The 24096-nt window shown below is 76.0% G+C and carries 11 protein-coding genes; 5 read left to right on the forward strand and 6 right to left on the reverse strand.

Features of this window, described 5'->3' with window-relative positions; translation table 11 throughout:
* Positions 1–13: 13 nt before the first annotated feature.
* Positions 14–5116, reverse strand: a complete 5103-nt coding sequence (locus ACIQBJ_RS33345) for a type I polyketide synthase (protein WP_400718284.1) — start codon at positions 5114–5116, stop codon at positions 14–16.
* Between the two features lie 4 nt (positions 5117–5120).
* Positions 5121–13829 (reverse strand): type I polyketide synthase, encoded by an 8709-nt coding sequence (locus tag ACIQBJ_RS33350; protein WP_400718286.1) that lies wholly within the window; start codon positions 13827–13829, stop codon positions 5121–5123.
* A gap of 381 nt (positions 13830–14210) precedes the next feature.
* Here ACIQBJ_RS33350 and ccrA point away from each other — a divergent pair, with 381 nt between their 5' ends.
* The 4 genes from ccrA to ACIQBJ_RS33370 all read left to right on the forward strand — a co-directional run bounded on the left by ccrA (position 14211) and on the right by ACIQBJ_RS33370 (position 20096).
* The gene (gene ccrA, locus ACIQBJ_RS33355) at positions 14211–15560 is read left to right on the forward strand and encodes a crotonyl-CoA carboxylase/reductase (protein WP_400718289.1); all 1350 of its coding nucleotides are present in this window, start codon (positions 14211–14213) and stop codon (positions 15558–15560) included.
* A gap of 216 nt (positions 15561–15776) precedes the next feature.
* Entirely contained in the window at positions 15777–17015 is a 1239-nt protein-coding gene (locus ACIQBJ_RS33360) for a cytochrome P450 (RefSeq protein ID WP_400718291.1), read from the forward strand.
* A 49-nt stretch (positions 17016–17064) separates the two neighbouring features.
* Entirely contained in the window at positions 17065–19059 is a 1995-nt protein-coding gene (locus ACIQBJ_RS33365) for a fatty acyl-AMP ligase (RefSeq protein ID WP_400718293.1), read from the forward strand.
* 2 nt (positions 19060–19061) lie between these two features.
* Entirely contained in the window at positions 19062–20096 is a 1035-nt protein-coding gene (locus ACIQBJ_RS33370) for a beta-ketoacyl-ACP synthase III (protein WP_400718338.1), read from the forward strand.
* Positions 20097–20265: 169 nt separating this feature from the next.
* Here ACIQBJ_RS33370 and ACIQBJ_RS33375 read toward each other — a convergent pair whose 3' ends face one another.
* Both ACIQBJ_RS33375 and ACIQBJ_RS33380 read right to left on the reverse strand, forming a co-directional pair.
* On the reverse strand, positions 20266–21693 hold the full coding sequence (locus ACIQBJ_RS33375) for a hypothetical protein (RefSeq protein ID WP_400718296.1): 1428 nt from the start codon (positions 21691–21693) through the stop codon (positions 20266–20268).
* Between the two features lie 113 nt (positions 21694–21806).
* Entirely contained in the window at positions 21807–22337 is a 531-nt protein-coding gene (locus ACIQBJ_RS33380) for a hypothetical protein (protein WP_400718298.1), read from the reverse strand.
* Positions 22338–22533: 196 nt separating this feature from the next.
* On the opposite strand from ACIQBJ_RS33380, the gene ACIQBJ_RS33385 reads away from it, so the two are divergent.
* Positions 22534–22677, forward strand: coding sequence for a hypothetical protein (locus tag ACIQBJ_RS33385; protein ID WP_400718301.1), 144 nt, complete (start codon positions 22534–22536; stop codon positions 22675–22677).
* Between the two features lie 42 nt (positions 22678–22719).
* On the opposite strand, the gene ACIQBJ_RS33390 is transcribed toward ACIQBJ_RS33385, so the two are convergent.
* Both ACIQBJ_RS33390 and ACIQBJ_RS33395 read right to left on the reverse strand, forming a co-directional pair.
* On the reverse strand, positions 22720–23001 hold the full coding sequence (locus tag ACIQBJ_RS33390; RefSeq protein ID WP_400718303.1) for a hypothetical protein: 282 nt from the start codon (positions 22999–23001) through the stop codon (positions 22720–22722).
* Positions 23002–23472: 471 nt separating this feature from the next.
* Positions 23473–24069 (reverse strand): TetR/AcrR family transcriptional regulator, encoded by a 597-nt coding sequence (locus ACIQBJ_RS33395; RefSeq protein ID WP_400718306.1) that lies wholly within the window; start codon positions 24067–24069, stop codon positions 23473–23475.
* Positions 24070–24096: the final 27 nt, after the last annotated feature.

Below are 24096 nucleotides of genomic sequence, written 5' to 3' on the forward strand. Positions count from 1 at the left end.
GGGCGCTGCGGGGTCAGGAGATGCCCAACTCCCGGTCGATGAAGGCGATCAGCTCGTCGTCGGCGGCGTCGGACAGCCCCGGCCCCGGGCCGTCGCCGACCGGGGCCGGTGCGCCGGCGAGGGCGGCCAGGCGGGCCAACAGCCTCGGTCGGGACGGGTCGTGGGGCGGGAGTGCGGCGAACTGCCGCTCCCAGTCGTCGAATCGGGACAGCAGTTCGGTGCCGTCCGGGGCGCCGGAGCCTTCCGTCCCGGGGGCGGGGAGGACGGGGAGGTCGAGCAGGTCAAACAGGTGCCCGGTCAGGGCCTGCGCGGTCGGGTGGTCGAACACCAGCGTGGTGGGCAGCCGCAGGCCGGTGAGCCGACCGAGGCGGTTGCGCAGTTCGACGGTGGCGATCGAGTCGAACCCCTGGTCACGCAGCCCGCGCTGCGGGTCGACGGCGTCGCCGCCGGGTCGTCCGAGCACGGCGGCGGCCTCCGCCCGGACGGTGCGCAGCAGGGTGCGGTGCCGCTCCGCCGGTTCCTGTCCGGCCAGTTCGGCCCGCAGCCCGCCGGCCCGTTCGGGCTGTTCGGGCCCGGTCGGCCCGGCCGGGCCCTGCGGCAGCAGTTCGGCCAGCAGGGGGTGCGGGCGGACGGCGGCGAGGGCCGGCCAGTCCGCGTCGGCGACCAGCAGGTGGCCGGTGCCCTCGGCGAGCGCGTCGTCCAGGGCGGCCAGCGCGGTGCCGGGTTCGACCGGCCGGTGCCCGTGCCGGGCGGCCAGTCCGGCCGCCGCCGGGTCGGCGATGCCGTCGCCCGCCCACAGGCCCCAGGAGATCGCGACGGCGGGGTGTCCGGCGGCGCGGCGGCGCTGGGCCAGCGCGTCCAGGACGGCGTTGCCGGGCGCGTAGTTGGCCTGCCCGGGCAGGGCGGCCACCGAGGCGGCGGACGAGTACAGCACGAACGCGTCCAGCGGCAGGTCCCGGGTCAGCTCGTCCAGGTGGGCGGCGGCCAGCGCCTTGGCGCCGAGCGCCCGCTCCAGTTGGTCGTCCGTCAGGCCGGTCAGTGTCGCGTCGTCCAGCACGGCGGCGGTGTGCACCACGGCGCGCAGCGGCAGCTCGGCGGGCAGGCCGCCGATCAGCCGCGCGACGGCGTCCCGGTCGGTCACGTCCACGGCCGCGAAGTCCACCTGCCGGGCTCCCAGCTCGCCGAGTTCGGCGGCGAGTTCGGCCGCGCCGGGCGCGTCCGCCCCCCGCCGGCTGACCAGCAGCAGGCGCTCGGCGCCCCGGCGGGCGAACGTCCGCGCGGTGTGCCCGGCCAGTGCCCCGCTGCCCCCGGTGATCAGCACCGTTCCGCGCGTCCCGGGCAGCGCCGGGCCGCCCGGCGTCCCCTCCCCCGCTCCGGCCGCGCCCTCCTCCGTGGCAGGGGCACTCTCCTCGGGAGCGGGGGCGGCGATCAGGCGGCGGGCGTACACCCCTTCGCGGCGGACGGCGAGTTCGGCTTCGGGGCCGTCGGCGAGCAGGGCGGCGACGGCGAGGGCGGCGGGGCGGCCGCCGGGGTCGGCGGGGAGGTCGAGGATGCCGCCCCAGCCGGGGCTCTCGGTGGCGGCGGCCGCGGCGAGGCCCCAGACGGCGGCGGCCTGCGGGGCGGTGGGCGGGTCGGCGGGGCCGGTGCCGACGGCGCCGCTGGTGGCGGCCCAGACGGGGGCGGTCAGGCCGAGCGTCTCGGCGGCCTGGAGCAGGTGCAGGGTGTCGGCGAGCGCGGCCGGGACGGCGGGGCGGCCGGGGACGGGGCCGTCGGCCAGTGACAGCAGCGACAGCACGCCCGCCGGGGCGGGCCGCCCGGCGCGGACGGCGGCGACGCCGTTCAGCACCGCGTGGGTGCCGAGCACGGCCGCGTTCGAGGTCTCCACGTCGGGGTCGTCGGGGTTGTCGGGGCCGTCGAGGGCCGTCCGCAGCAGGGCGGTCAGGCCGTCCCGGTCGGTGCCGGCCGGGACGTCCAGCCGGTGCGCGGTGCGTCCGGCCTGCCGCAGGGCGCGGTCGAGCACGTCGTGCCAGAGGCCGATCCGGGCCGCGGCCTCGTCCGGCGTCCCGTCGACGGCGGGTGTCAGCAGCAGCCAGTGGCCGTCCCCGGCGGGGGGCGCGGTCTCGGGCAGCGGCCGCCAGGCCACCCGGTGGCGGAGCGCGTCGACGGCCCGGCGGCGTTCGCGTCCGGCCCGCCAGGTGGCGAGCGCGGGCAGCAGCCCGTCGAGCGCGGTGCGGGCGGCGGTGTCGGGCAGTTGGAGCAGTTCGGCGAGCCGGGCCGGGTCCTGCTGCTCGACGGCGGTCCAGAAGCCGTGTTCGCCGGCGCGGGCGGGGCCGTCGTCCTCGGACGGGACCTCGGACCAGTGGCGGGCGTGCTGGAAGGCGTAGGTGGGGAGGCGGTCGGCGCGGCCGGGGCGGCCGCCGAGCACGGCGGTCCAGTCGACGGCGGTGCCCCGGGTGTGGACGGTGGCGAGCGCGGCCAGCAGGGTCGGCGCCTCGGGGCGGTCGCGGCGCAGGGCGGCGGCGAGCGCGGGCCCGGGGTTGTCAGCCTCGGGGTCGTCCGTCGCGGGGTCGTCGTCCAGGGCGGCCCGGGTGAGGGCGGTGAGCACGGCGTCGGGGCCGAGTTCCAGGTACGCGGTGGTGCCGTCGGCGGCCAGGCCGCGCACGGCGTCCAGGTAGCGGACCTCGCGCCGGACGTGGCCGACCCAGTGGTCGGGTGTCAGCGGGTGGACGGCGTCGTGGAGTCGGCCGTCGACGGCGGAGCGGATCGGGATCTTCGGCGGGTGGTGCGGCAGGCTCGCGGCGATCCGGCCGAACTCGGCGGTGATCGGGTCCATCAGCGGGGAGTGGAAGGCGTGGCTGGTCCGCAGCCGGGCGACCCGGTGGCCGAGGGCCCGGAACCGGTCCTCGACGGCGGCGACGGCGGCACTCTCGCCGGCGACCACGGTGGCGGTCGGCCCGTTGACTGCGGCGACCGCCACCGTCCCTTCCACCGTAGGGAGTTCGGCCCGCACCAGGGCTTCGGCGGCTTCGACGGCGAGCATCGCGCCGCCTTCGGGCAGGGCGTCCATCAGGCGGCCGCGGGCGGCGACCAGGGTGGCGGCGTCGGGGAGGGTGAGCACGCCCGCGAGGTGGGCGGCGGTGATCTCGCCGACCGAGTGCCCGGCCAGCCGGTGCGGGGTGACGCCCCAGGAGGTGACCAGGCGGTGCAGTGCGACGCCGAGCGCGAACAGGGCGGGCTGGGTGTAGCGGGTGCGGTCGAGCAGCGCGGCCCCGGCGCTGCCCTCGGCGGCGAACAGCACGTCCAGCAGCGGCTGTTCGAGGAGTCCGTCGAAGGCGGCGGCGGTCTCGTCGAGGGCGGCCGCGAACACCGGGAAGGTGTCGTACAACTCCCGCCCGGCGCCCGGGCGCTGGCTGCCCTGGCCGGTGAACAGGAAGGCGGTGCGGTCGGTTTCGGCGGCCGCGCCGACCACGGCGTTCGCCGCCGGGCCGCCCGCCGCGACGGCGGCCAGGCCGGCCCGCAGCTCGGCGCCGTCGGCGCCGAGCACCACGGCGCGGTGCTCGAACGCCGTCCGGGTCGACGCCAAGCCCCTTGCCGCTTCGGCGAGTTCCTTCTCCGGCACGGTGGCGAGCAGTTTCCCGGCCTGGGCCCGCAGGGCCTGCGCGGTGCGGCCGGAGACCACCAGCGGCAGCACCGGCAGCACCGACGGCTCGTCCTCGGACGTCTCCTCCTCGGGGGCCTGCTCCAGGATCAGGTGCGCGTTGGTGCCGCTGATCCCGAACGAGGACACCCCCGCCCGGCGCGGCCGCCCGGTCTCCGGCCAGGGCCGCCCCTCCGTCAGCAGCGAGACACCCGCCTCCCAGTCCACCAGCGGCGACGGCTCGTCCGCGTGCAGCGACCGCGGCAGCACACCCGCCCGCAACGCCGCCACCGTCTTGATCACCGCACCCACACCCGCCGCCGCCTGCATGTGCCCGACGTTCGACTTCAACGAGCCGAGCCAGAGCGGTTCGTCGTCCGCCCCGCGCCCCTTGCCGTACACGTCGACCAGCGCCCCGGCCTCGATCGGGTCGCCGAGCACCGTGCCGGTGCCGTGCGCCTCCACCGCGTCCACGTCGCGGGCCGTCAGCCCGGAGCGGCGCAACGCCTCGGTCAGTACCCGGCGTTGGGCCTGGCCGTTGGGGGCGGTGAGCTGGCTGCTGCGGCCGTCCTGGTTGACGGCGCTGCCGCGGATGACGGCCAGCACGGGGTGACCGTTGCGGCGGGCGTCGGAGAGGCGCTCCAGCACCAGGACGCCCACGCCCTCCGCCCAGCCGGTGCCGTCCGCCCCGGCCGCGAAGGAACGGCAGCGCCCGTCGGGCGAGTTGGCGCCCTGGCGGCTGAAGTCGACGAAGGTCGCGGGGGTGGACATCACGGTGACGCCGCCCGCCAGCGCGAGGGTCGCCTCGCCACTGCGCAGCGCCTGCGCGGCCAAGTGGATCGCCACCAGCGAGGACGAGCACGCCGTGTCCACCGTCACCGCCGGGCCCTCCAGGCCCAGCGTGTACGCGATCCGGCCGGAGACCACGCTGCCGGCGCTGCCGACGACCAGGTAGCCCTCCAACTCCTCGGGTGCGCGCCGGAACCGGCTGCCGTAGTCGTGGTACATGACGCCGGCCCAGACCCCGGTGCGGGTGCCGCGCAGTTCGGCGGGCCTGATGCCGGCCCGCTCCAGCGACTCCCACGCCACCTCCAGCAGCAACCGCTGCTGCGGGTCCATCGCCGCCGCCTCCCGCGGCGAGACCCCGAAGAACTCCGCGTCGAACTCGGCCGCGTCGTAGAGGAACCCGCCACCGGAGGTGTAGGTCCGGCCGGGGCGGTCGCGGTCGGGGTGGTGCAGGTCGGCGGGCCAGCCCCGGTCGGCGGGGAACGGACCGATCGCGTCACCACCGTTCACCACCAGCTCCCACAGCGCCTCCGGCGTATCCACCCCGCCCGGGAACCGGCCCGCCGCCGCCACGATCGCCACCGGTTCGGTGTCCCGGGCCTCCAGTTCGGCGGTCCTGGCCCGGCTGTCCCGGAGCTCGGTGGTGACCCGCTTGAGGTAGCCGCGCAGCTTCTCCTCGTTGGTGCTGCTCATCGCGTCAGTTCTCCTCGTTGCCGGTGATGCCGAGTTCCAGGTCGATCAGGTCGAAGATCTCCTGGTCGGTGGCCGTCTCCAGGTCGGAGGACGGGCCGAATCCGGCCAGCAGGTCGCGCAGTTCGGCGAGCAGCGGCGCCCGTTCGGTGTCGTCGAGGACGGGCAGCGCGGCGGCCAGGGCGTCGATCCCGGCGCGCAGCCGTCCGGGGTCGGGGGCGGGCCGTTCGGGGGTGAACAGCCCGGCCAGGTGGGCGGTGAGCCGGCCGATCGTCGGGTGGTCGAGCAGCAGGGTGGCGGGCAGTCGCAGGCCGCTCTCGGCGGCCAGCCGGTTGCGCAGTTCGACGGCGGTGAGCGAGTCCACGCCGAGGTCCAGGAAGCCGCGGTGCTCGCCGAGTTCGCCGGGCGCGTGGCCCAGCACGGCGGCGACCATGCCGCGCAGGTGGTCGGCGATCAGCGCGGGCCGGGCCTCGGCGGGCTGCCCGGCGAGCCGGGCAGCGAGCGCGGGGGCGGCCGCCCCCGCCGGGCCTGCCACCTTCCGGCGCTCCGTCAGTTCGGCGAGCAGTGACGGGAGTTCACCACTGTCGGCGAGCCGGGCCAGGGCGGCGGCACTGGTGGGCGCGGGGACGAGGACGGGCTCGCCGCGCCCGGTCGCGGCGTCGTACAGCGCCAGGCCGTGGTCGGGGGTGATCGGGGCCAGGCCGAGCCGTTCGAACCGGGCCCGGCCGGTGCCGTCGAGGCGGTCGCCCATGCCGCCGGGGCCGCTCCACAGGCCCCAGGCGAGTGCGACGGCGGGCAGGCCGAGGGCGTCCCGGTGGCGGGCCAGGCCGTCCAGGAAACCGTTCGCCGCCGCGTAGTTGGCCTGCCCGGCGGTGCCGAGGACGCCCGCGACCGAGGAGAACAGCACGAACGCGGCGAGGTCGGCGTCCCGGGTCAGCTCGTGCAGGTGCCAGGCCGCGTCGGCCTTGGCGCGCAGGACGGCGGCCAGCCGTTCGGGGGTGAGGGTGGCGGCCAGGCCGTCGTCCAGCACCCCGGCGGCGTGCACGACGGCGGTCAGCGGCCGGTCGGCGGGCAGGTCGGCGAGCAGCCGGGCCAGCGCGTCCCGGTCGGCGACGTCGCAGCCGGCCACGGTCGCCTCCGCGCCCAACCCCGCGAGTTCCTCCAGCAGTTCGGGCGCGCCGGGGGCGTTGACGCCGCGTCGGCCGACCAGCAGCAGCCGTCGGGCCCGGCCGGTGCGCACCAGGTGCCGGGCCAGCAGGGCGCCCAGTGCGCCGGTGCCGCCGGTGATCAGCACCGTGCCGTCCGGGTCGGGGGCAGCCGCGCCGGGGCGGGCCGCCGCGGGGGCGGCCGTCCCCGCCCGGACCAGCCGGGGGGCGAGCAACCGTCCTTCGCGCAGGGCCAGTTCGGGTTCGGTGCCGGTCGCGCCCAGCGCGGCGGGCAGGGCCCGCAGCGAGGCCGGGCTGCCGTCCAGGTCCAGCTGGGCCAGCCGGTCGGGGTGTTCGGCCCGGGCGGAGCGGAGCAGGCCCCGGACGGCGGCCGCCGCGGGAGCGGTGGGGCCGGTGCCGTCGGGTCCGGGGGCGGTGGGTCCGGTGCCGTCGGCCGTGCCGTCGGTGAGCACCACGACCCGGGCCCCGGCCAGGGCGGGGTCGGCCACCGGCCCCTGCACCACCCGGAGGGCCGCCGCCGTCGCGGCGTGGGCCGCGTCCAGTGGCGTGCCGGTCACGGCGGGCAGCCGGATCAGCACCACGTCCGGTGCCGGTCCCCCGGCCGTGTGGCGCACGGTCGCGCCCGCGCCGCGCAGCGCCTCCGCCAGTTCCGCCGTCCGGGCGTCCCCGGGGTCGCCCGGCAGCAGCACCGAGCGCGGGGGCGTGCCGGTCGCGGTGGCGGGCCGCCACTCGGTCCGCAGCAGGTCGCGGGCGGCCGCGGCGTCCCGCGTCCCGAGCCGGGCCGCCTCGACCTCGCGGAGCGTCAGCTCCTCGACGGTGGCGACCCGGCGGCCGTCCTCGGCGAGCAGGTCGAGGCGCGCCCGGTCCGGGCCGGTCGGGGTGATCCGGACCCGGGCCGTCCCCGCGTCGGCGGCCGGGCCCGGGGTGACGCCGCTCCAGGCGAACGGGAGGGCGATCCGGCCGGTGCCGCGGTCGCCCCGGCCGTGCACCAGCGGGTGCAGCGCGGCGTCCAGCAGGGCGGGGTGCAGGACGAACCCGTCCCCGGCGGCGTCCGGCGGCAGCCGCAGGTCGGCGCTCCGTCGGACGCCGTCGGACGCGGTGCCGGTCACGGCGCGGAACGCGGGGCCGTACACGTAGCCCTCGTCGGCGAGTTCGGCGTAGAGCTGCCCGGCGTCCTCGGGCAGGGCGGGGCGTTCCCCGGTCTGCTCCCCGGCCTGTTCGTCGGCCTGCTCCCCGGCCTGTTCGTCGGCCTGCTCGCCGGTGGACGGGGTGAGGGTGCCGGCCGCGTGGCGGGTCCACGGGGTGTCGGGCCCGGACCCGGCGGGGCGGGAGTGGACGGCGACCGGGCGGGCGCCCCGTTCGTCGGCGGGGCCCGCCGTGGCCTGGAGTTCGACGGCCAGGTCGGGCGGCAGCAGCAGCGGGGCTTCGAGGGTCAGGTCGGCGAGGACGGGGGTGGCCACCGACCGCCCGGCGCGCAGGGCGAGTTCGACCAGGCCGGTGCCGGGCAGCAGGACCGTCCCGGCGACGGCGTGGTCGGCCAGCCACGGGTGGCTGCGGGTCGAGAGGCGGCCGGTGAGGACGGCGCCCGCGCCGTCCGCGAGGACCACCTCGGCGGACAGGAACGGGTGCCCGGTGCCGGCCGCTCCGGCGGGCGGGGCGTCCAGCCAGTGGCGGCGGCCCTGGAAGGCGTAGGTGGGCAGGTCGACCGGCCCGGCGGGGCGTCCGCCGAGCAGCCGCGCCCAGTCGACGTCCGCGCCGTCCACGTACAGGGCCGCCAACGCTCCGAGCAGGGTCGGCAGTTCGGGGCGGCCGCGCCGCAGGACGGCCACGGCGGTGCCGCTGCTCGGCACCCCGGGGCCGGTGGGGCCGGTGTCGGCGAGGGCGGTGGCGGCGAGGGCGGCGAGGACGGTGTCGGGGCCGAGTTCCAGGAAGCGCCGCACGCCCGCGGCCCGGAGCGTCTCCAGGCCCTGGTGGAAGCGGACCGCCTCACGGGCGTGCCGCACCCAGTACTCGGGGTCGGTGAGTTCGCCGGGCTCGGCGAGTCGTCCGGTGACGTTCGAGACCACGGGCAACGCCGGTTCGCGGTAGTCGAGTTGTTCGGCGACCTGGCGGAACTCGGCCAGCATCGGCGTCATCCGGGGCGAGTGGAAGGCGTGGCTCACCTTCAGCCGGGTGGTGCGGTGCCCGCGGGCCCGCCAGCGTTCCACGGCGGCGTCCACGGCCGCCCGGTCGCCCGAAACCACCGTCGCCCGGGGGCCGTTGACGGCCGCGACGGCGATCTGCCCGCCCAGGTTGGCGAGTTCGGCCTCGACCTCCGCGTGGGCCGCCTCGATCGAGGCCATCGCGCCGCCTTCGGGCAGGGCGTCCATCAGGCGGCCGCGGGCGGCGACCAGGGTGGCGGCGTCGGGGAGGGTGAGCACGCCCGCGAGGTGGGCGGCGGTGATCTCGCCGACCGAGTGCCCGGCCAGGAACTCCGGTGCGGGCAACACGGTTTCGACCAGCCGGTAGAGCGCGGTCTCCAGCGCGAACAGGGCCGGCTGGGCGTACCGGGTGCGCTGCAGCAGGTCGCCGTCCACGGTGCCGGGCGCGGCGAACAGCACCTTCAGCAGCGGCTGTTCGAGGAGTCCGTCGAAGGCGGCGGCGGTCTCGTCGAGGGCCGCCGCGAACACCGGGAAGGTGTCGTACAACTCCCGCCCGGCGCCCGGGCGCTGGCTGCCCTGGCCGGTGAACAGCACCGCCGTGCCGCCGTCGGCCCGCTCCCCCGTCAGCACGCCCTCGGCGGGCTGCCCGGCGGCGACGGCCGCCAGTCCGGCCCGCCACTGCGCCTCGTCCGCGCCGAGCACCACCGCGCGGTGCTCGAACACCGTCCGGGTCGCGGCCAGCGCCCGTGCGGCGGGGGCGAGTCCACGTCCGTCGAGCAGTTTCCCGGCCTGGGCGCGCAGGGCCTGCGCGGTGCGGCCGGAGACCACCAGCGGCAGCACCGGCAGCACCGACGGCTCGTCCTCGGACGTCTCCTCCTCGGGGGCCTGCTCCAGGATCAGGTGCGCGTTGGTACCGCTGATCCCGAACGAGGACACCCCGGCCCGGCGCGGACGCCCGGTCTCCGGCCACGCCCGCTGCTCCGTCAGCAGCGACACCCCCGCGTCCCAGTCGACCAGCGGCGACGGCTCGTCCGCGTGCAGCGACCTCGGCAGCACCCCCGCCCGCAACGCCGCCACCGTCTTGATCACCGCACCCACACCCGCCGCCGCCTGCATGTGCCCGACGTTCGACTTCAACGAGCCCACCCACAGCGGTTCGTCGCCCGCCGCCCGGGCCCGGCCGTAGACCTCGGCCAGCGCCCCGGCCTCGATCGGGTCGCCGAGCACCGTGCCGGTGCCGTGCGCCTCCACCGCGTCCACGTCGCGGGCCGTCAGCCCGGAGCGGCGCAGGGCGTCCGCGATGACGCGCTGCTGCGCCCCGCCGTTGGGCGCGGTGAGGCCGTTGGAGGCGCCGTCGTTGTTGATCGCGCTGCCGCGGATGACGGCCAGCACGGGGTGCCCGTTGCGGCGGGCGTCGGAGAGGCGCTCCAGCACCAGGACGCCCACGCCCTCCGCCCAGCCGGTGCCGTCCGCCCCGGCCGCGAAGGAGCGGCAGCGCCCGTCGGCGGCCAGGCCGCGCTGGCGGCCGAACTCGGTCAGCATGCCCGGGGTGGACATCACGGTGACGCCGCCCGCCAGCGCGAGGGTCGCCTCGCCACTGCGCAGCGCCTGCGCGGCCAGGTGGATCGCCACCAGCGAGGACGAGCACGCCGTGTCCACCGTCACCGCCGGGCCCTCCAGGCCCAGCGTGTACGCGATCCGGCCGGAGGCGATGCTGACGGTACTTCCGGTCAGCAGGTGGCCTTCGTGGCCGGCTGCGGGCTCGTGCAGGCGCGGGCCGTAGTCGAGTTGGGTGAGTCCGGCGTACACGCCGGTGCGGGTGCCGCGCAGTTCGGCGGGCCTGATACCGGCCCGCTCCAACGACTCCCACGCCACCTCCAGCAGCAACCGCTGCTGCGGGTCCATCGCCGCCGCCTCCCGCGGCGACACACCGAAGAACTCCGCGTCGAACTCGGCCGCGTCGTAGAGGAACCCACCACCGGTGGCGTAGGTGTGCCCGGGCCGTCCCGGCTCGGGGTGGTGCAGGTCGGTCGGCCAACCCCGGTCGACGGGGAACGGACCGATCGCGTCACCACCGTTCACCACCAGCTCCCACAGCGCCTCCGGCGAGTCCACCCCGCCCGGGAACCGGCCCGCCGCCGCCACGATCGCCACCGGCTCCTCGGACCGGTCCCCCGGCTCCTCCGGGGTCGGCTCCGACTCCCGTGCGCCGCCGAGGTGTTCGGCGACCGCGCGCGGCGAGGGGTGGTCGTAGGCGAGGGTGCCGGGGAGCGCCCGGCCGATCCGCTCGCCGAGCCGTTCGCCGAACTCGACCGCGCCGAGCGAGTCCAGGCCCAGTTCGCGGAACGAGCGGTCGGGGTCGACCCGCGCGCCGTCGCGGTGGCCGAGCACGGCCGCCAGCACCTCCAGCACCTCGGGCAGCCCGAACTCCGGTGCCGGGTGGGCGGGTTCGACTGCCAGGGGTGGCGGTGTCGACCGCTGCGGAGCGGCGGACCGCACGCTGCCGTCGGGAACGACGGAAGCGGCGGGGGCGTCGGGGGCGGCGAACCAGTGCCGCTCGCGCTGGAAGGCGTAGCCGGGCAGGTCGGTGTGCGCCGCCTTCGGCCGGGCCAGGTCGGCGCCGTGGACGTGGAGTTCGCCGATCGCCCGGCGGAAGCCGAGTACCTCGGACCCGCCACTACCACCGCCACCGCGCAGCAGCGGGACGGCGACGGAGCGCTCCCCGGCCCCGGCGGCCGGGTGGTTCTGCCGGGCGAGCGCGGCGAGGACCTGGCCGGGGCCGAGTTCGGCGTAGGCGGTGGCGCCGAGTTCGGCCAGGGTGCGCAGGGCCTGCCGGAACCGGACGGGGCGGCGCAGGTGCTGGGCCCAGTAGTCGGCGGAGCCGAGCTCTTCGGCGGTGGCGGGGGCGCCGGTGAGGTCGGAGACCACGGTGAGCCGGGGCGGGCCGAAGCGCAGGCCGGCGGCGATCCGCCGGTACTCGTCGAGGGCGCTGTCCATGTGCGCGGAGTGGAAGGCGTGGCTGACCCGCAACGTCCTGGTGCGGCGACCGAGTTCGGCGAACCGGGCGGCGAGTTCGGCGACCGGTCCGGCGTCGCCGGAGAGCACCACCGCGTCGGGACCGTTGTCGGCGGCGAGCGCGACCCGGTCGCCGTGGGCGGCGAGCAGCGGCAGCACCTCGGCGGCGGCGGCCTGGACGGCGATCATCGCGCCGTCGGCGCGGGCGGCCTGCATCAGGCGGGCCCGGGCGGTGACCAGGGTGGCGGCGTCGGTGAGCGGAAGGGCTCCGGCGGCGTGCACGGCGGCGATCGCGCCGACGGAGTGCCCGAGGACGAACTCGCCCGCCAGGCCGTGGTACTGGGCCAGCCGGTGCAGGGCGGTGGACCAGGCGAACAGGGCGGGCTGGGTGTACTCGGTGCGGTCGAGCAGCGCGGCGTCGGCGCTGTCGGGGTCGGCGAACAGCAGGTCGCGCAGCGGCCGGTCGAGGTGCGGGTCGAGCGCGGCCAGCGTCTCGTCCAGGGCGGCGGCGAACACGGGCTGTGCGGCGTACAGTTCGCGTCCGGCGCCGGCCTGCTGGCTGCCCTGGCCGGAGAACAGCAGGGCCGTGCGGGCCCGGCCGTCGGCCGGGGCGGTGCCGAGGACGGTCCCGGGCCCGGGGCGGCCGTCCGCCAACGCGCGCAGCTCGGTGCGGAGTTCGTCCCGTTCGCGGACCGACAGGGCGGCCCGGTGGCGGAACCGGGTGCGGTGCGCGGCGAGTGCCGGGGCGATCCGGTCGGGCGTCGACTCCGGGTGCCGGTCGAGGTGTTCGGCGAGCCGGGCGGCCTGGGCGCGGAGCGCCGCGGGGGTGCGGCCGGAGAGCAGCACCGGCAGGTCCGGGCCGGCGGCGGTCGCCTCGGCCCCTTCGGGTGCTTCGGCCCCTTCAGGTGCTTCAGGTGCTTCGGGTGCTTCGGCCAGCAGGACATGGGAGTTGGCGCCGCCCATGCCGAAGGAGCTGACGGCGGCCAGCAGCGGCCGCCGCGGATCGGGCCAGGGCCGCAGGGTGTCGGGGACGCGCAGGCCGAGGCGGTCGAGCGGGATCGCGGGGTTGGGGCGGGTGTGGTGCGGGGTCGCGGGGACCTGGCGGTGGGCGAGGGCGAGGACGGTCTTCAGGAAGCCGACGATCCCGGCGGCGCCCTCCAGGTGGCCGACGTTGGCCTTGGCCGAGCCGACCAGCAGCGGGGCGTCGGCGGGGCGTCCGGTGCCGTAGACGGCGCCGACGGCGGCGGCCTCGACCGGGTCGCCGACGGGCGTGCCGGTGCCGTGCAGTTCGACGTACTGGACGTCCGCGGCCCGGCGGCCCGAACTGTGCAGCACGCGTTCCAGCAGGGCGCGTTGGGCTTCGGCGTCGGGGACGGTGAGGCCGGTGGCGGCGCCGCCGTGGTTGGTGTCGCTGGCGAGGATCACGGCGAGCACCCGGTCGCCGTCGGCCCGGGCCCGGGACAGCGGCTTGAGCACCACCAGTCCGGCGCCCTCGCCGCGGGCGTAGCCGTTGGCGTCGGCGTCCAGCGGGCGGATCAGGCCGTCGGGCGAGAGGCCGCCGAACTGCCGGGCCTCCTCGGTGCTGCGGTCGGTGAGGATCAGGTTGACGCCGCCGGCCAGGGCGAGTTCGCAGTCGCCGTCGCGGACGGCGCGGTGGGCGAGGTGCAGGGCGGTGAGGGCCGAGGACTGGGCGGTGTCGAGGGTGAGGCTGGGGCCGTGCAGGCCGAGGGTGTAGGAGATCCGGTTGGCGAGCAGGCCGTGGTTGAGGCCGGTGAGGGTGTGCCGGCCGGGCGGCGGGGCGTCCTGGCCGTGCCTGAGCAGCCGGTAGTCGTGGGCCATCGCCCCGATGTACACGCCGGTGCGGGTGCCGTGCAGGTCGGCGGGGACGATCCCGGCGTGTTCCAGGGCCTCCCAGCCGAGTTCGAGCAGCAGTCGCTGCTGGGGGTCGGTCTCGGCGGCCTCGCGCGGGGACAGGCCGAAGAACTCGGCGTCGAAGCCGTCGACCCGGTCGAGCAGGGCGGCGGGCGGGAGCCCGGGGTCGAAGCCACGCTCCGGTTCGAGGCCGTGATCCGGGACGTGATCCGGGCCGTGGCCCGCGGCGGGACGGCCGACGGCGCTGCGGCCCGCAGCGGGACGGCCGACGGCGCTGCGGCCCGCAGCGGGACGGCCGACGGCGCTGCGGCCCTCGGCGAGCAGGGCCCAGAACGCCTCGGGGTCGGGGGCGCCGGGCAGCCGGCAGGCCAGTCCGACCACCGCGACCGCGTCGGCGGGCACCCCGGGGGCCGCCACGTCCGCGGGCGCTCCCGGTGCCGCGGGCGGCTGGGCCGGGCGGCGCGGGTCGGGCTCCGGGGCCCGGTCGGACGCGTCGGCGGCGGGCGGTCGCTGGCTGGTCATGGTGGCGTCGACACCCTTTCTGCGGCAGGCCCGCGGGCGGTGCGGGGCGATTTCCGTACGATCCCCGTCCGTTCGCCCGGATCGTTCACCCGGTGCGCGGGGCAATTCCCCCGGCGGTTCTTCCGGGGCGCTGCGTGTCCTGTGAAGTATCGGCAGTCCGGGCAATTCCGGTCCACCCCTATTTCGAACCCCCGACACCGCCCCGGGATGGGCCCCCGCCCTCGCTTCGAACCCCTGAACGAACACGCTGACCTGGCTGTATGTGGAACTTCCCGGAGTGCGGAGCGTTAGGGGTTCTCAGCCCCGAGGGGTCTCACGTAGCGTCGAAAACGGCCTTTCCGACCTGCCTGATTGCCGCCGAGCGCGGCGAGGGGAATGCAGATGGACGAGTTGACCGAAGCAGTGTTGCGCGACGCTCCGCCCGAGGAGTTGGCGCGCCTTCCATTGCCGAAGGATTACACCGCAGCACATTTGCTTCGGCAAGATGTCGAAATGTTTCGCGGCGTTGCGGACAAGGACGTCCGGCGCTCGCTGCACGTCGGCCGGGTGCCGCTGCCGGAGCTCGCGCCGGACGAGGTCCTGGTCGCGGTGATGGCCAGTTCGGTGAACTACAACACCGTCTGGTCGGCGACCTTCGAGCCGGTGTCGACCTTCGACGCGCTGCGCCGCTTCGCCCGCTCCGGCGGCTGGCAGGCCCGGCACGACCAGCCCCACCAGGTGATCGGCTCGGACGCGGCGGGCGTGATCGTGCGCACCGGCGCCGGCGTGCGGCGCTGGCAGGTCGGCGACCACGTCGCGGTGAGCACCGCCGTGGTCGACGACCAGGACGCGGTGACGCACACCGACGGCATGCTCGGCGCCGACCAGAAGGCGTGGGGGTATGAGACCAACTTCGGCGGCCTGGCCCACTACACGGTGGTGCGGGCCAGCCAACTCGTCGCCAAGCCGCCGCACTTGACCTGGGAGGAGACCGCGAGCATCCCGCTCTGCGGCGGCACCGCGTACCGGATGCTGGTGGGCGAGCACGGCGCCCGGATCAAGCAGGGCGACATCGTGCTGATCTGGGGCGCCGCCGGCGGGCTCGGCGCGTTCGCCGTGCAGCTGGTGAAGAACGGCGGCGGCATCCCGGTCGGGGTGGTCAACTCCGAGCGGAAGGCCGACCTGGTCCGCCGGCTGGGCTGCGACTTCGTGATCAACCGGGAGGAGATCGGCATCGGCAAGGCCCCCGAATCCGCCCAGGAGACCGTGGAGTTGGCCAAGCGGCTGGGCCGGGCGGTGCGGGCGCAGGTCGGCGAGGACCCGCACGTGGTGTTCGACCACGTCGGCAAGGCCACCTTCGGCATCTCGGTGATCGCGGCCCGCCGCGGCGGCGCCGTCGTCACCTGCGGCTCCAGCACCGGCTACCAGCACACCTTCGACAACCGCTACTTCTGGATGAACCTGAAGCGGATCATCGGCAGTCACGGCATGAACCTCGGCGAGGCCGCCGAGATGATGCGCCTGTACCGGCTGGGCCTGCTCGCCCCCGTGCTGTCCCGCAGCTACCCGCTGGCCGAGGTCGGCGAGGCCGCCCGGCTCGTCCAGACCAACAGCCACACCGGCAAGATCGGCGTGCTCTGCCTCGCCGACCGCCCCGGCCTCGGCGTCACCGACCCCGCCACCCGGGCCCGCCTGGGCGAGAAGTGGCTGCGCCCGCTCGCCGAGGACCGCGAACCCGCCCTCGCGGTCTGACCCGACCGAACCGACCACCCGACCGAACCGACCGGGCCGACCCACCCGGCCCGACTCCCTTGCCCGGAGGACGAGTTCACGGCACCACCGCACCCGCTCCCGCACCGCGCACCCTCGTCGACCGACCGAGCCGCACCTCGTGACGCGTTCCGCCGCCGCCCCCGCGGCCGCGGACCGTCGCACCGTCAGCAGACGTACGTCCGAGGAGAGTTCACCATGTCCCCGCACCCCGAGGCACCGTTCGACCCCGACCCGTTCGACATCGACGTGTTCGACCCCGACCGGTACGTGCCCACCCCGCCGCACCACGACTTCGCCGTGCTCCGCAGCCAGGAGCCGGTGCACTGGCAGCCCGACCCGCAACTGCCCACCGGGCACTGGGCGGTGACCCGGCACGCCGACGTGTCCTGGATCGCCCGGAAGCCCGAGCTGTTCTCCTCCGGGCTGGCCGGCGCCCAGCCCATGGAGTACGACGAGGTCGCCGTCGGCATGCAGCGACTCATGATGATCAATCAGGACGCGCCGCAGCACAGCCGGGTGCGCAGCCTGGTCAACCGGGGCTTCACCCCCCGGATGGTCGAGCGGCTGCGCGACCGGATCGCCGCCGAGTGCGAGCGGATCGTCGGCGAGGCGCTGCGCCGCGACGAGGTCGACTTCGTCGAGGCGGTCGCCGCCGAGCTGCCGATCTCGGTGATCGCCGAGCTGATGGGCGTGCCCCGGGACCAGCGGCAGAAGCTGTTCGCCTGGTCCAAGGGCATCGCGGCGGAGGCCGACCCACAGGGCGGCGGCGCGGTCGCCGCCCGGGCCGCCGCCCGGGAGATGGGGCGGTTCGCGTCCGTGCTCGGCGAACAGCGGCGCGGCTGCCCGGCGGGCGACATCGTCTCCCGGATGGTCGCCCCCGACTCGCACGGCAACCAGCTGTCCGACCAGGAGTTCCAGGCCTTCTTCGTGCTGCTCGCGGTGGCCGGGAACGAGACCACCCGGTACGCCATCGCGGGCGGCGTGCAGGCCCTGATGGCGCACCCGGACGAGTGGGCGCGGCTGAAGGCCGACCCGTCGCTGGTGACCACCGCCGCGGAGGAGGTGGTCCGCTGGGAGACCCCGACCAAGGTGTTCCGGCGCACCGCCGTCACCGACGTCGAACTCGGCGGGCAGCTGATCCGGGCGGGCGACAAGGTGGTCGCCCACCTGACCTCCGCCAACCGCGACGAGGCCGTCTTCGACGACCCGTTCCGTTTCGACGTGGGCCGCGACCCGAACCCGCACCTGGGGTTCGGCGGTGGCGGACCGCACTTCTGCATCGGCCGCCACCTCGCCCTGCTGGAGGTGGAGTTGATGCTCCACACCCTGGTGGAGCAGGTGGCCGAGTTCGTCCCGGCCGGCCCGTCCGGACGGCTGCGCTCCTACCAGTTCCACGGCCTGACCCGCCTTCCGGTGCACCTGGTGGCGGCCTGACCCCAGGCCGCCCGCCCGGCCCGGCCCGCAGCGAATGAGGATGCCTGAGATGACCGATCGCGTTCCCGGCGCCGTGCCGCGCCCACGCCCACGCCCGCTTCCGGGCCCGCCCGCCGTCGCCGGTCCGCTCCCGGCACCGCCGGGCCGCCCGGCCGCGCCGCGGGTGCTCCCGAGCCTGCCGGACGTGCTGGCCCGGCGGGCCGCCGAGCAGCCCGACCGGCCGGCGTACGCCTTCCTGCGCAACGGCGAGGACGTCGCCGAGACGCTGACCTACCGTCAGCTGGACGTCCGGGCGCGGGAGGTCGCCGCCCGGCTGTCCGCACTGGGCCTGGCCGGGCGCAGCGTGCTGCTGCTGCACCCGTCCGGACTCGGTTTCGTGGCGGACCTGCTGGGCTGCATGTACGCGGGGGTGGCGGCGGCGCCGGTCCAGGTGCCGTCGAGGGCCCGGGGCCTGGCCCGGCTGCGGGCCATCGCGGACGACGCCGGGACGGCCCTGGTGCTGACCACGGCGGAGGTGAAGCGGGACCTGGAGGATCGTTTCGGCACGTCCCCCGAGCTGACCGGGCTGACCCTGCACGACCCCGCCTCGCTGGCGGCGGCCGCCGAGCGGCACGACCCGGCGGCGCTCGCCGGGTGGCGGCCGCGGCCGATCGGGGCGGCGGAACCGGCGCTGCTGCAGTACACCTCGGGTTCGACCGGCACGCCGAAGGGCGTCCGGGTGAGCCACGCCAACTTCGGCGCCAACGTGGACGAGACGGACCGGCTGTGGCCGTGCCGGGGCGACGCCGTGGTGGTGAACTGGCTGCCGCTCTTCCACGACATGGGGATGCTGTTCGGCGTGGTGCTGCCGCTGTGGGCCGGCATCCCGTCGTACCTGATGGCGCCGGAGGCGTTCATCCGCCGCCCGGCACGCTGGCTGGAGGCGATCTCCCGGTTCCGCGGCACCCATGCGGCGGCGCCGAGCTTCGCGTACGAGCTGTGCGCGCGGGCGGTCGCGGAGACGGCGGCGGAAAGCGGTTTCCCGCCGGGTCTCGACCTGTCCTCCTGGCGGGTGGCGGCGAACGGCGCGGAGCCGGTGCGCTGGCAGACCGTCAGGTTCTTCACCGACACCCTCGCCCCGGCCGGCTTCCGGCCGGAGGCGATGTGCCCGGGCTACGGCCTGGCCGAGAACACCCTGAAGGCCACCGGCAGCCCCGAGGACCGGCCGCCGACGGTGCTGTGGCTGTCCGCCGAGGAGCTGCGGGCGGGCCGCGCCGTCGAGGTCCCCGGCACCGCATCCGACTCCCCGTCCCCATCCCCGTCCCCATCCGGCACCGGCACCGGCACCGGCACCGACACCGACACCGACACCGACACCGACCGGAGTGTCCGGCCCGACGGCTCCGGGGCGGTCCCGGCGGTCGGCTGCGGCGCGGCGGTCGGCGACAGCGTGGTGCGGATCGTCGACCCCGGGGCGCGCACCACCCTCCCGGACGGGCGGGTCGGCGAGATCTGGGTGAGCGGGCCGTGCGTCGCGGACGGCTACCACGGCCGTCCCGACGAGTCCGAGTCGACCTTCCGGGCCCGGCGCGCCGACCGCGCCGAGGAGCGCACCTGGCTGCGCACCGGCGACCTCGGCTTCCGGCACGGCGGCGAACTGTTCGTCACCGGCCGGATCAAGGACGTGGTGATCCGGCAGGGCCGCAACTTCTACCCGCAGGACATCGAACTGTCCGCCGAGAGCGCCGACCCCGGCCTGCACCCGAACTGCGCGGCGGCGTTCTCCGCCGACGACGGCGCCCGCGAGCGCCTGGTGCTGGTGGTGGAGGCCGACGGCCGGACGCTGCGCGGCGGCGGCGACCGGCTGCGCGAGCGGATCAGACTGGCCGTGCACGAGAACCAGCGCCTGGAGGCCGACGAGATCCTGCTGGTCCGGCGCGGCTCGCTGCCGAAGACGTCCAGCGGCAAGGTGCAGCGCCGCGAGACCCTCCGGCGTTACCTGGACGGCGAGTTCGGCACCGCCGGGGCCGCCGCGCCGCGCGAGCGGGTGGAGGCGGGGCGGTGACGGTGACCGAGGGGCCGACGGCCGCCGGGGCCGCGTTCGGGGGGCTGCGGGCGGGCGCGCCGCTGGCCGGGGCGCGCATCCTCGGGGTGGGCGCGTACCGGCCGGCCCGACTGGTCGGCAACGCCGAGGTGGCGCCCGCGATCGACTCCAGCGACGACTGGATCAGACGCCGTTCGGGCATCGCCACCCGCCGCTTCGCGGACCCGGACGAGACCCTGGTGTCGATGGCGGCGGCGGCCTCGCTGAAGGCGCTGGCGCACGCCGGGGTGGCGCCGGAGAGCGTCGACACCGTGCTGCTGGCGACCATGTCGCACCTGGAGCAGTCGCCGCCCGCGGCGCCCCGGGTGGCGCACCTGATCGGCGCGACCGGGGCCGGCGCGGTGGACCTGGGCGCGGCCTGCGCGGGCTTCTGCCACGCGCTGGCGATGGCGGACGGGCTGGTGCGGTCCGGGCACAGCCGCCACGTGGTGGTGGTCGGGGCGGAGCGGATGAGCGACCTGATCGACCCGGCCGACCGGGGCACCGCCTTCCTGTTCGGCGACGGCGCGGGCGCGGTGGTGGTGGGTCCGGCCGCAGTGCCGGGCATCGGTCCGGTGGTGTGGGGCGCGGACGGCTCCCGGCCGGGGGCGATCGCGCACGCGCACGGGTGGCGGGAGCTGCGTTCGGCGGACCCGCCGCCGTGGCCGACGCTGCGGATGGAGGGTCAGGCGGTGTTCCGCTGGGCGGTGGAGACGGTGCCCCGGGTCGGCCGGGAGGCGCTGGCCGCGGCCGGGGTCTCGGTGGAGGAGTTGTCGGCGTTCGTCCCGCACCAGGCGAACCTGCGGATCGTGGACGCCGCCGCCACCGCGCTCGGTCTCCCGCCGTCGGTCGCGGTGGCCCGGGACGTGGTCGACGCCGGCAACACCTCGGCCGCCTCCGTCCCGCTCGCCCTCGACCGCCTGCTCGGCGAGGGCCGCACCGGCCCGGGCGGCCTGGCCCTGCTGGTGGGTTTCGGCGCCGGCCTGAGCTTCGCCGCCCAGGTGGTCACCCTGCCCTGAGCCCGACCGCCGCCGGTACCCGCCCCGGCCCCGTCTCCGTCTCCGGCCTCCGTCTCCGCCGCCCGGCGCGGGACGGTCGTCGGCGCTCCGGCGCTTCCCGCACCCGGGGTTCCGACGACCGTCCCGCACAGGGTCTTTGTCGATATGTCAGCCGTACCCGGTTCCGGGCTCAGCCCCGAGTGCCGGTGGGCTGGCGCCAGACCCGCAGGTAGTCGGCGGCGGTGGCGATGGGGGTGCCGTCGGCCGGGGCCGGGTGCCAGGAGCCCGCGCAGATCGACAGGTTGAGGATCAGGTAGGCGCTCCAGTTCGGGCCGGTGCCGGTGTGGTCGGAGAACACCAGCTTCCGGTTGATGTACCAGTCGTTGTTGTACGCGCCGTAGTGGACGCCGATGCTGACCCACGCGCCGGGGTGGATGGCGTCCGGGTCGGTGTAGTACAGGCCCGCGCTGTTGATCCGGTTGGAGAGCTCCAGCAGGTTCGGGTTGTCGGGGTGGTACTCGAAGGAGTCGATCTCGTTGCCGCCGTCCTTCCAGGTCCACAGCGCGGGCCAGGCGCCGTAGCCGCTGGGCAGTTGGAGCCGCACCTCGGCGTAGTCGCCGGGCCGGACCTGGAAGCCCTGCTGGGTGTACTCGGTGGTGAGCAGGCCGGTGTCCCAGGACTGCTCGCCGTTCTCCAGCCGGTTCGCGCCGGGGGTGGCGGTGAAGACGTTCTTCCCGTCGAGGGTGCTGAGCGCCCCGGGCTGCAGCCAGTCCAGCTTGTCGTCGTCCGGGTTGTGGTTGGCGTACCGGTACGCGCTGGTGCTGTCGTCGTGCCAGGTGGTGCCGAGCGCGGGCGGGTTCGTGAAGCTCTCCTCGAACACCAACTGGCCGCCGGGCACCGGCGGTTCGGGCGGGGTGACCGCGGGGGTGACGGTCAGGGTCCGGCTCGGCAGGTTGTGGTACGTCGAACCGGTCCGGTACCAGCCGAACTCGGTGTACGTGCCGGCCGGGAGCCTGCGGGCACCGGTGGTCAGCACGTAGCCCTGCGGGCACAGCCGGACGTCGGTGGCGGTGCCGGGGAAGTCCAGGTTCTGCTGGTCCGCGTCCCGGACGCCGACGCCGAGCTCGTCGACGGTCGTGCAGGCGCTGGCGCTCACGGCCAGCGTCGCCGTCACGTCGGTGTCGGCGATCGCCCTGGTCGGCAGCAGCACCACCTGCTTGACGGTGGGAGGAGCCACGGTCAGCGTCCGGGTCGGCAGGTTGTAGTAGGTCGAGCCGATCCGGTAGAAGCCGAACTCGGTGTACGTGCCCGCCGGGAAGGACCGGGTGGCGGTGGTCAGGGTGCGGCCGCCGGGGCAGATCGTGGTCCGGCCGGCCGAGCCGGGGAAGTCCAGGTTCTGCTGGTTCGCGTCCCGGACGCCGACGCCGAGCTCGTCGACGGTCACGCAGGAGGTCGACGTGCCGACCGTCAGGGTGGCCGCGACCGGGGTGTCCGGCAGGGCGGCGGTCGGGGTGAGGTCGCGCTGCTGGACCTGCGCGGCGGCGGCAGCCGGGACGGCGGGCAGCAGCGGGACGAGCAGCGCGAGGGCGAGCAGCGCCACGCGGCGGGGCAGGGACACGGAGCTCCGATCGGGACGGGCGGAGGACGAAGAGAAGAGGGAGGGGGACGGGCCGAGGCCGGAGCCGGGCGCCGGAATCCTCCACGGGAGAAAGGGGCGGTCGGCGGTCGGCGCTACTGGACGTCGATGGTGAACGCCCGAGTGGGCACCGTCCGGTCGGGCCGGTCCGGGTCCTGCAGCGAGACCGTTCCGGCCAGTTGCTCGCCGGGGCGCACGGTGTCCGCGACCCGCAGCGGCACCAGGACCGTCGCCGTCCGGCGCAGCCCGAGGCCCTTGCGGAACCGGCAGGTCAGCTGCCGCCCGCGGTCGTCGGCCTGGCAGTCGTCGGGGAACACCCGGCCCTCGATCGTGACGCCCTTGGGCAGGCGCACCGTGGTGGTGAACCGCTCGGTGACGGGGCCCGGTCCGAGGTTGGCGACCAGGGCGCGCACCACGGTGAGGCCGCGCACCCGCGTCCGGTCCGCGGACACGCTCACCACCTGGAGGCCGTCCTCACCGCCGGGCACCCGCTGCTCCTCGGCCCGCACCGCCGGCCGCCCGCCGAGCGGCGTGACCCCGGACGCCACCGCGGCCGTCCCGGTCGCGCCCGCGCACAGCACCACCGCGATGCCGATCCGCCACCATCCGCGCCGACCTCTCCCCACCGTCCCGCCACCTCCCGCCGTCTTCGTCAACTCCCGGCAGGATGGGTCGCATACACCTGCGACGGCGGTCAGGCGCACCGTTCCCCGGACGCGAGCACCCGAGTGGCGGGCAGTTTTCCGATTGTCCCAAAATGACGATCCGTCGATCCGATCCCCTCCCCCGGGACCGCCCGCCCGAGGCGGCACACTGGACGACATGGAGCCCACCGAACCCGAGGGCGGCGAACCCGCCTGCTTCCTGCACCTGGTCTGCGAGGAGTGCGGCAAGGTCCGCGAGCACGGCCGCTGCCCCCTCTGCGACACCCCTGGCCCCACCCCGCCGAACAACGACCGGACCTGAGCCTGTTCTTCGGCCTAGGCACCGTTCATCGGCAGTCCCGGCTCAGAACTCCATTACTCCGTAGGTCCCGTTCCGGAAGGTGAGGATGGTCGGCTCGGTGTCGAGTTCCTCGCGGAAGTATCCGCCGTAGCCGGGCTCCTGGACGTGAGGCGCGATCAAGTCCAGGATCATGGCGAGTTCACCCATCACGTCGTCGAGCCAGTAGTTGCGACTGAGCAGTTCCCAGTCGAACAGCTCGGTGCCGACCGTGAGCCCTCTGGACCGGCGCCGCAGGGATGCGACGTCCCCTCCTGGAAGAGGACTGTCGAGGTCCGGGAAAAGCATTGGAGACGTGTGCTCATCCGCGTTGAGCCCCGGGGGGACGCTCCGCAGTCAGACCGAGGTGCCATCGCAGGGCTTCCAGGACCGTGTCCGGCGTGTCGTCCCGGAGGAAACAAACGAAGACGACTTCGTAGTGGAGGCTCACGGCGCTGCATTTTGCCCGGCCGGACCGACAAACCCGGGACCACGCTGTGGTGGCCCGGCTTGATCAGGTCCGATCGGTCCTGTCACGTGCTCGGCACGGAAGCAGCGGTTCGGGGCGGCCGAGGCCCTGCCGTCGCCGCTGCGCGTACTCGCACGGACCGATCCCGGCTCCGCTTCCCGCAAGCAGCCGGTCCGGAAACACCCAACCGCTTTTCCTCCGCTTGCCCGCAAAGACCAGCGCAGCGGCAACTCCGCCAGAGGTGGCCGTAGGAATCGGCGAGGCCCGTGGCGGCGGCGACCCGCGCCTTGCCCGTGCCGCCCGCAGGGTTCTCAGCGGAGCAGGCCGTGCAGCAGCAGTTCGGCGAGGTGGCCGTAGGCGGCGGCGTCGGCGAGGCCCGTGGCGGCGGCGACCTTGCGTTGTTGGATGCGGACCATGACGGAGCTGATCACGTCTGCGGCGAAGGCGACGTGGGTCTCCCGGAAAGCGCCTTCCGCCACGCCGTCGTCGATCAGGCGCTGGATCTGGCGGGCGGCCGCGCGGGTGTTGCGGCCGTAGACCTCCGCGGCGGGTTCGAAGGCGGCGAGGTCGTCGAAGAACCGGGCCGAGCCGGGGGCGAGTTCGGCGGAGACGGCGCGCAGGTAGGCGGCCAGTCGGGCGGCGGGGTCGGTCTCGGCGGCGAGCGCCGCCTCCACCCGGGCGGTGGCGCTGCGGAAGAAGTGCACCACGGCGGCCCGCACCAGTTGTTCCTTGGAGCCGGCCAGGCCGTAGAGGGTGCGCTTGGAGCAGTGCAGCCGCGCGGCCAGGTCGTCCAGGGTGAACTGGGCGAAACCCTCGGCCACGAAGAGGTCGACCAGTTCCTCGAAGAGGGCGCTGCGGCGCGCGGCACCCCGTCCGGTCGGCTGGGGGGCGGCGGCGCTGTCGATCACCCGGTCAGTATGACAGTCGGCCCCACC

Source organism: Kitasatospora sp. NPDC088391 (assembly GCF_044753345.1).
GTDB lineage: Bacteria > Actinomycetota > Actinomycetes > Streptomycetales > Streptomycetaceae > Kitasatospora.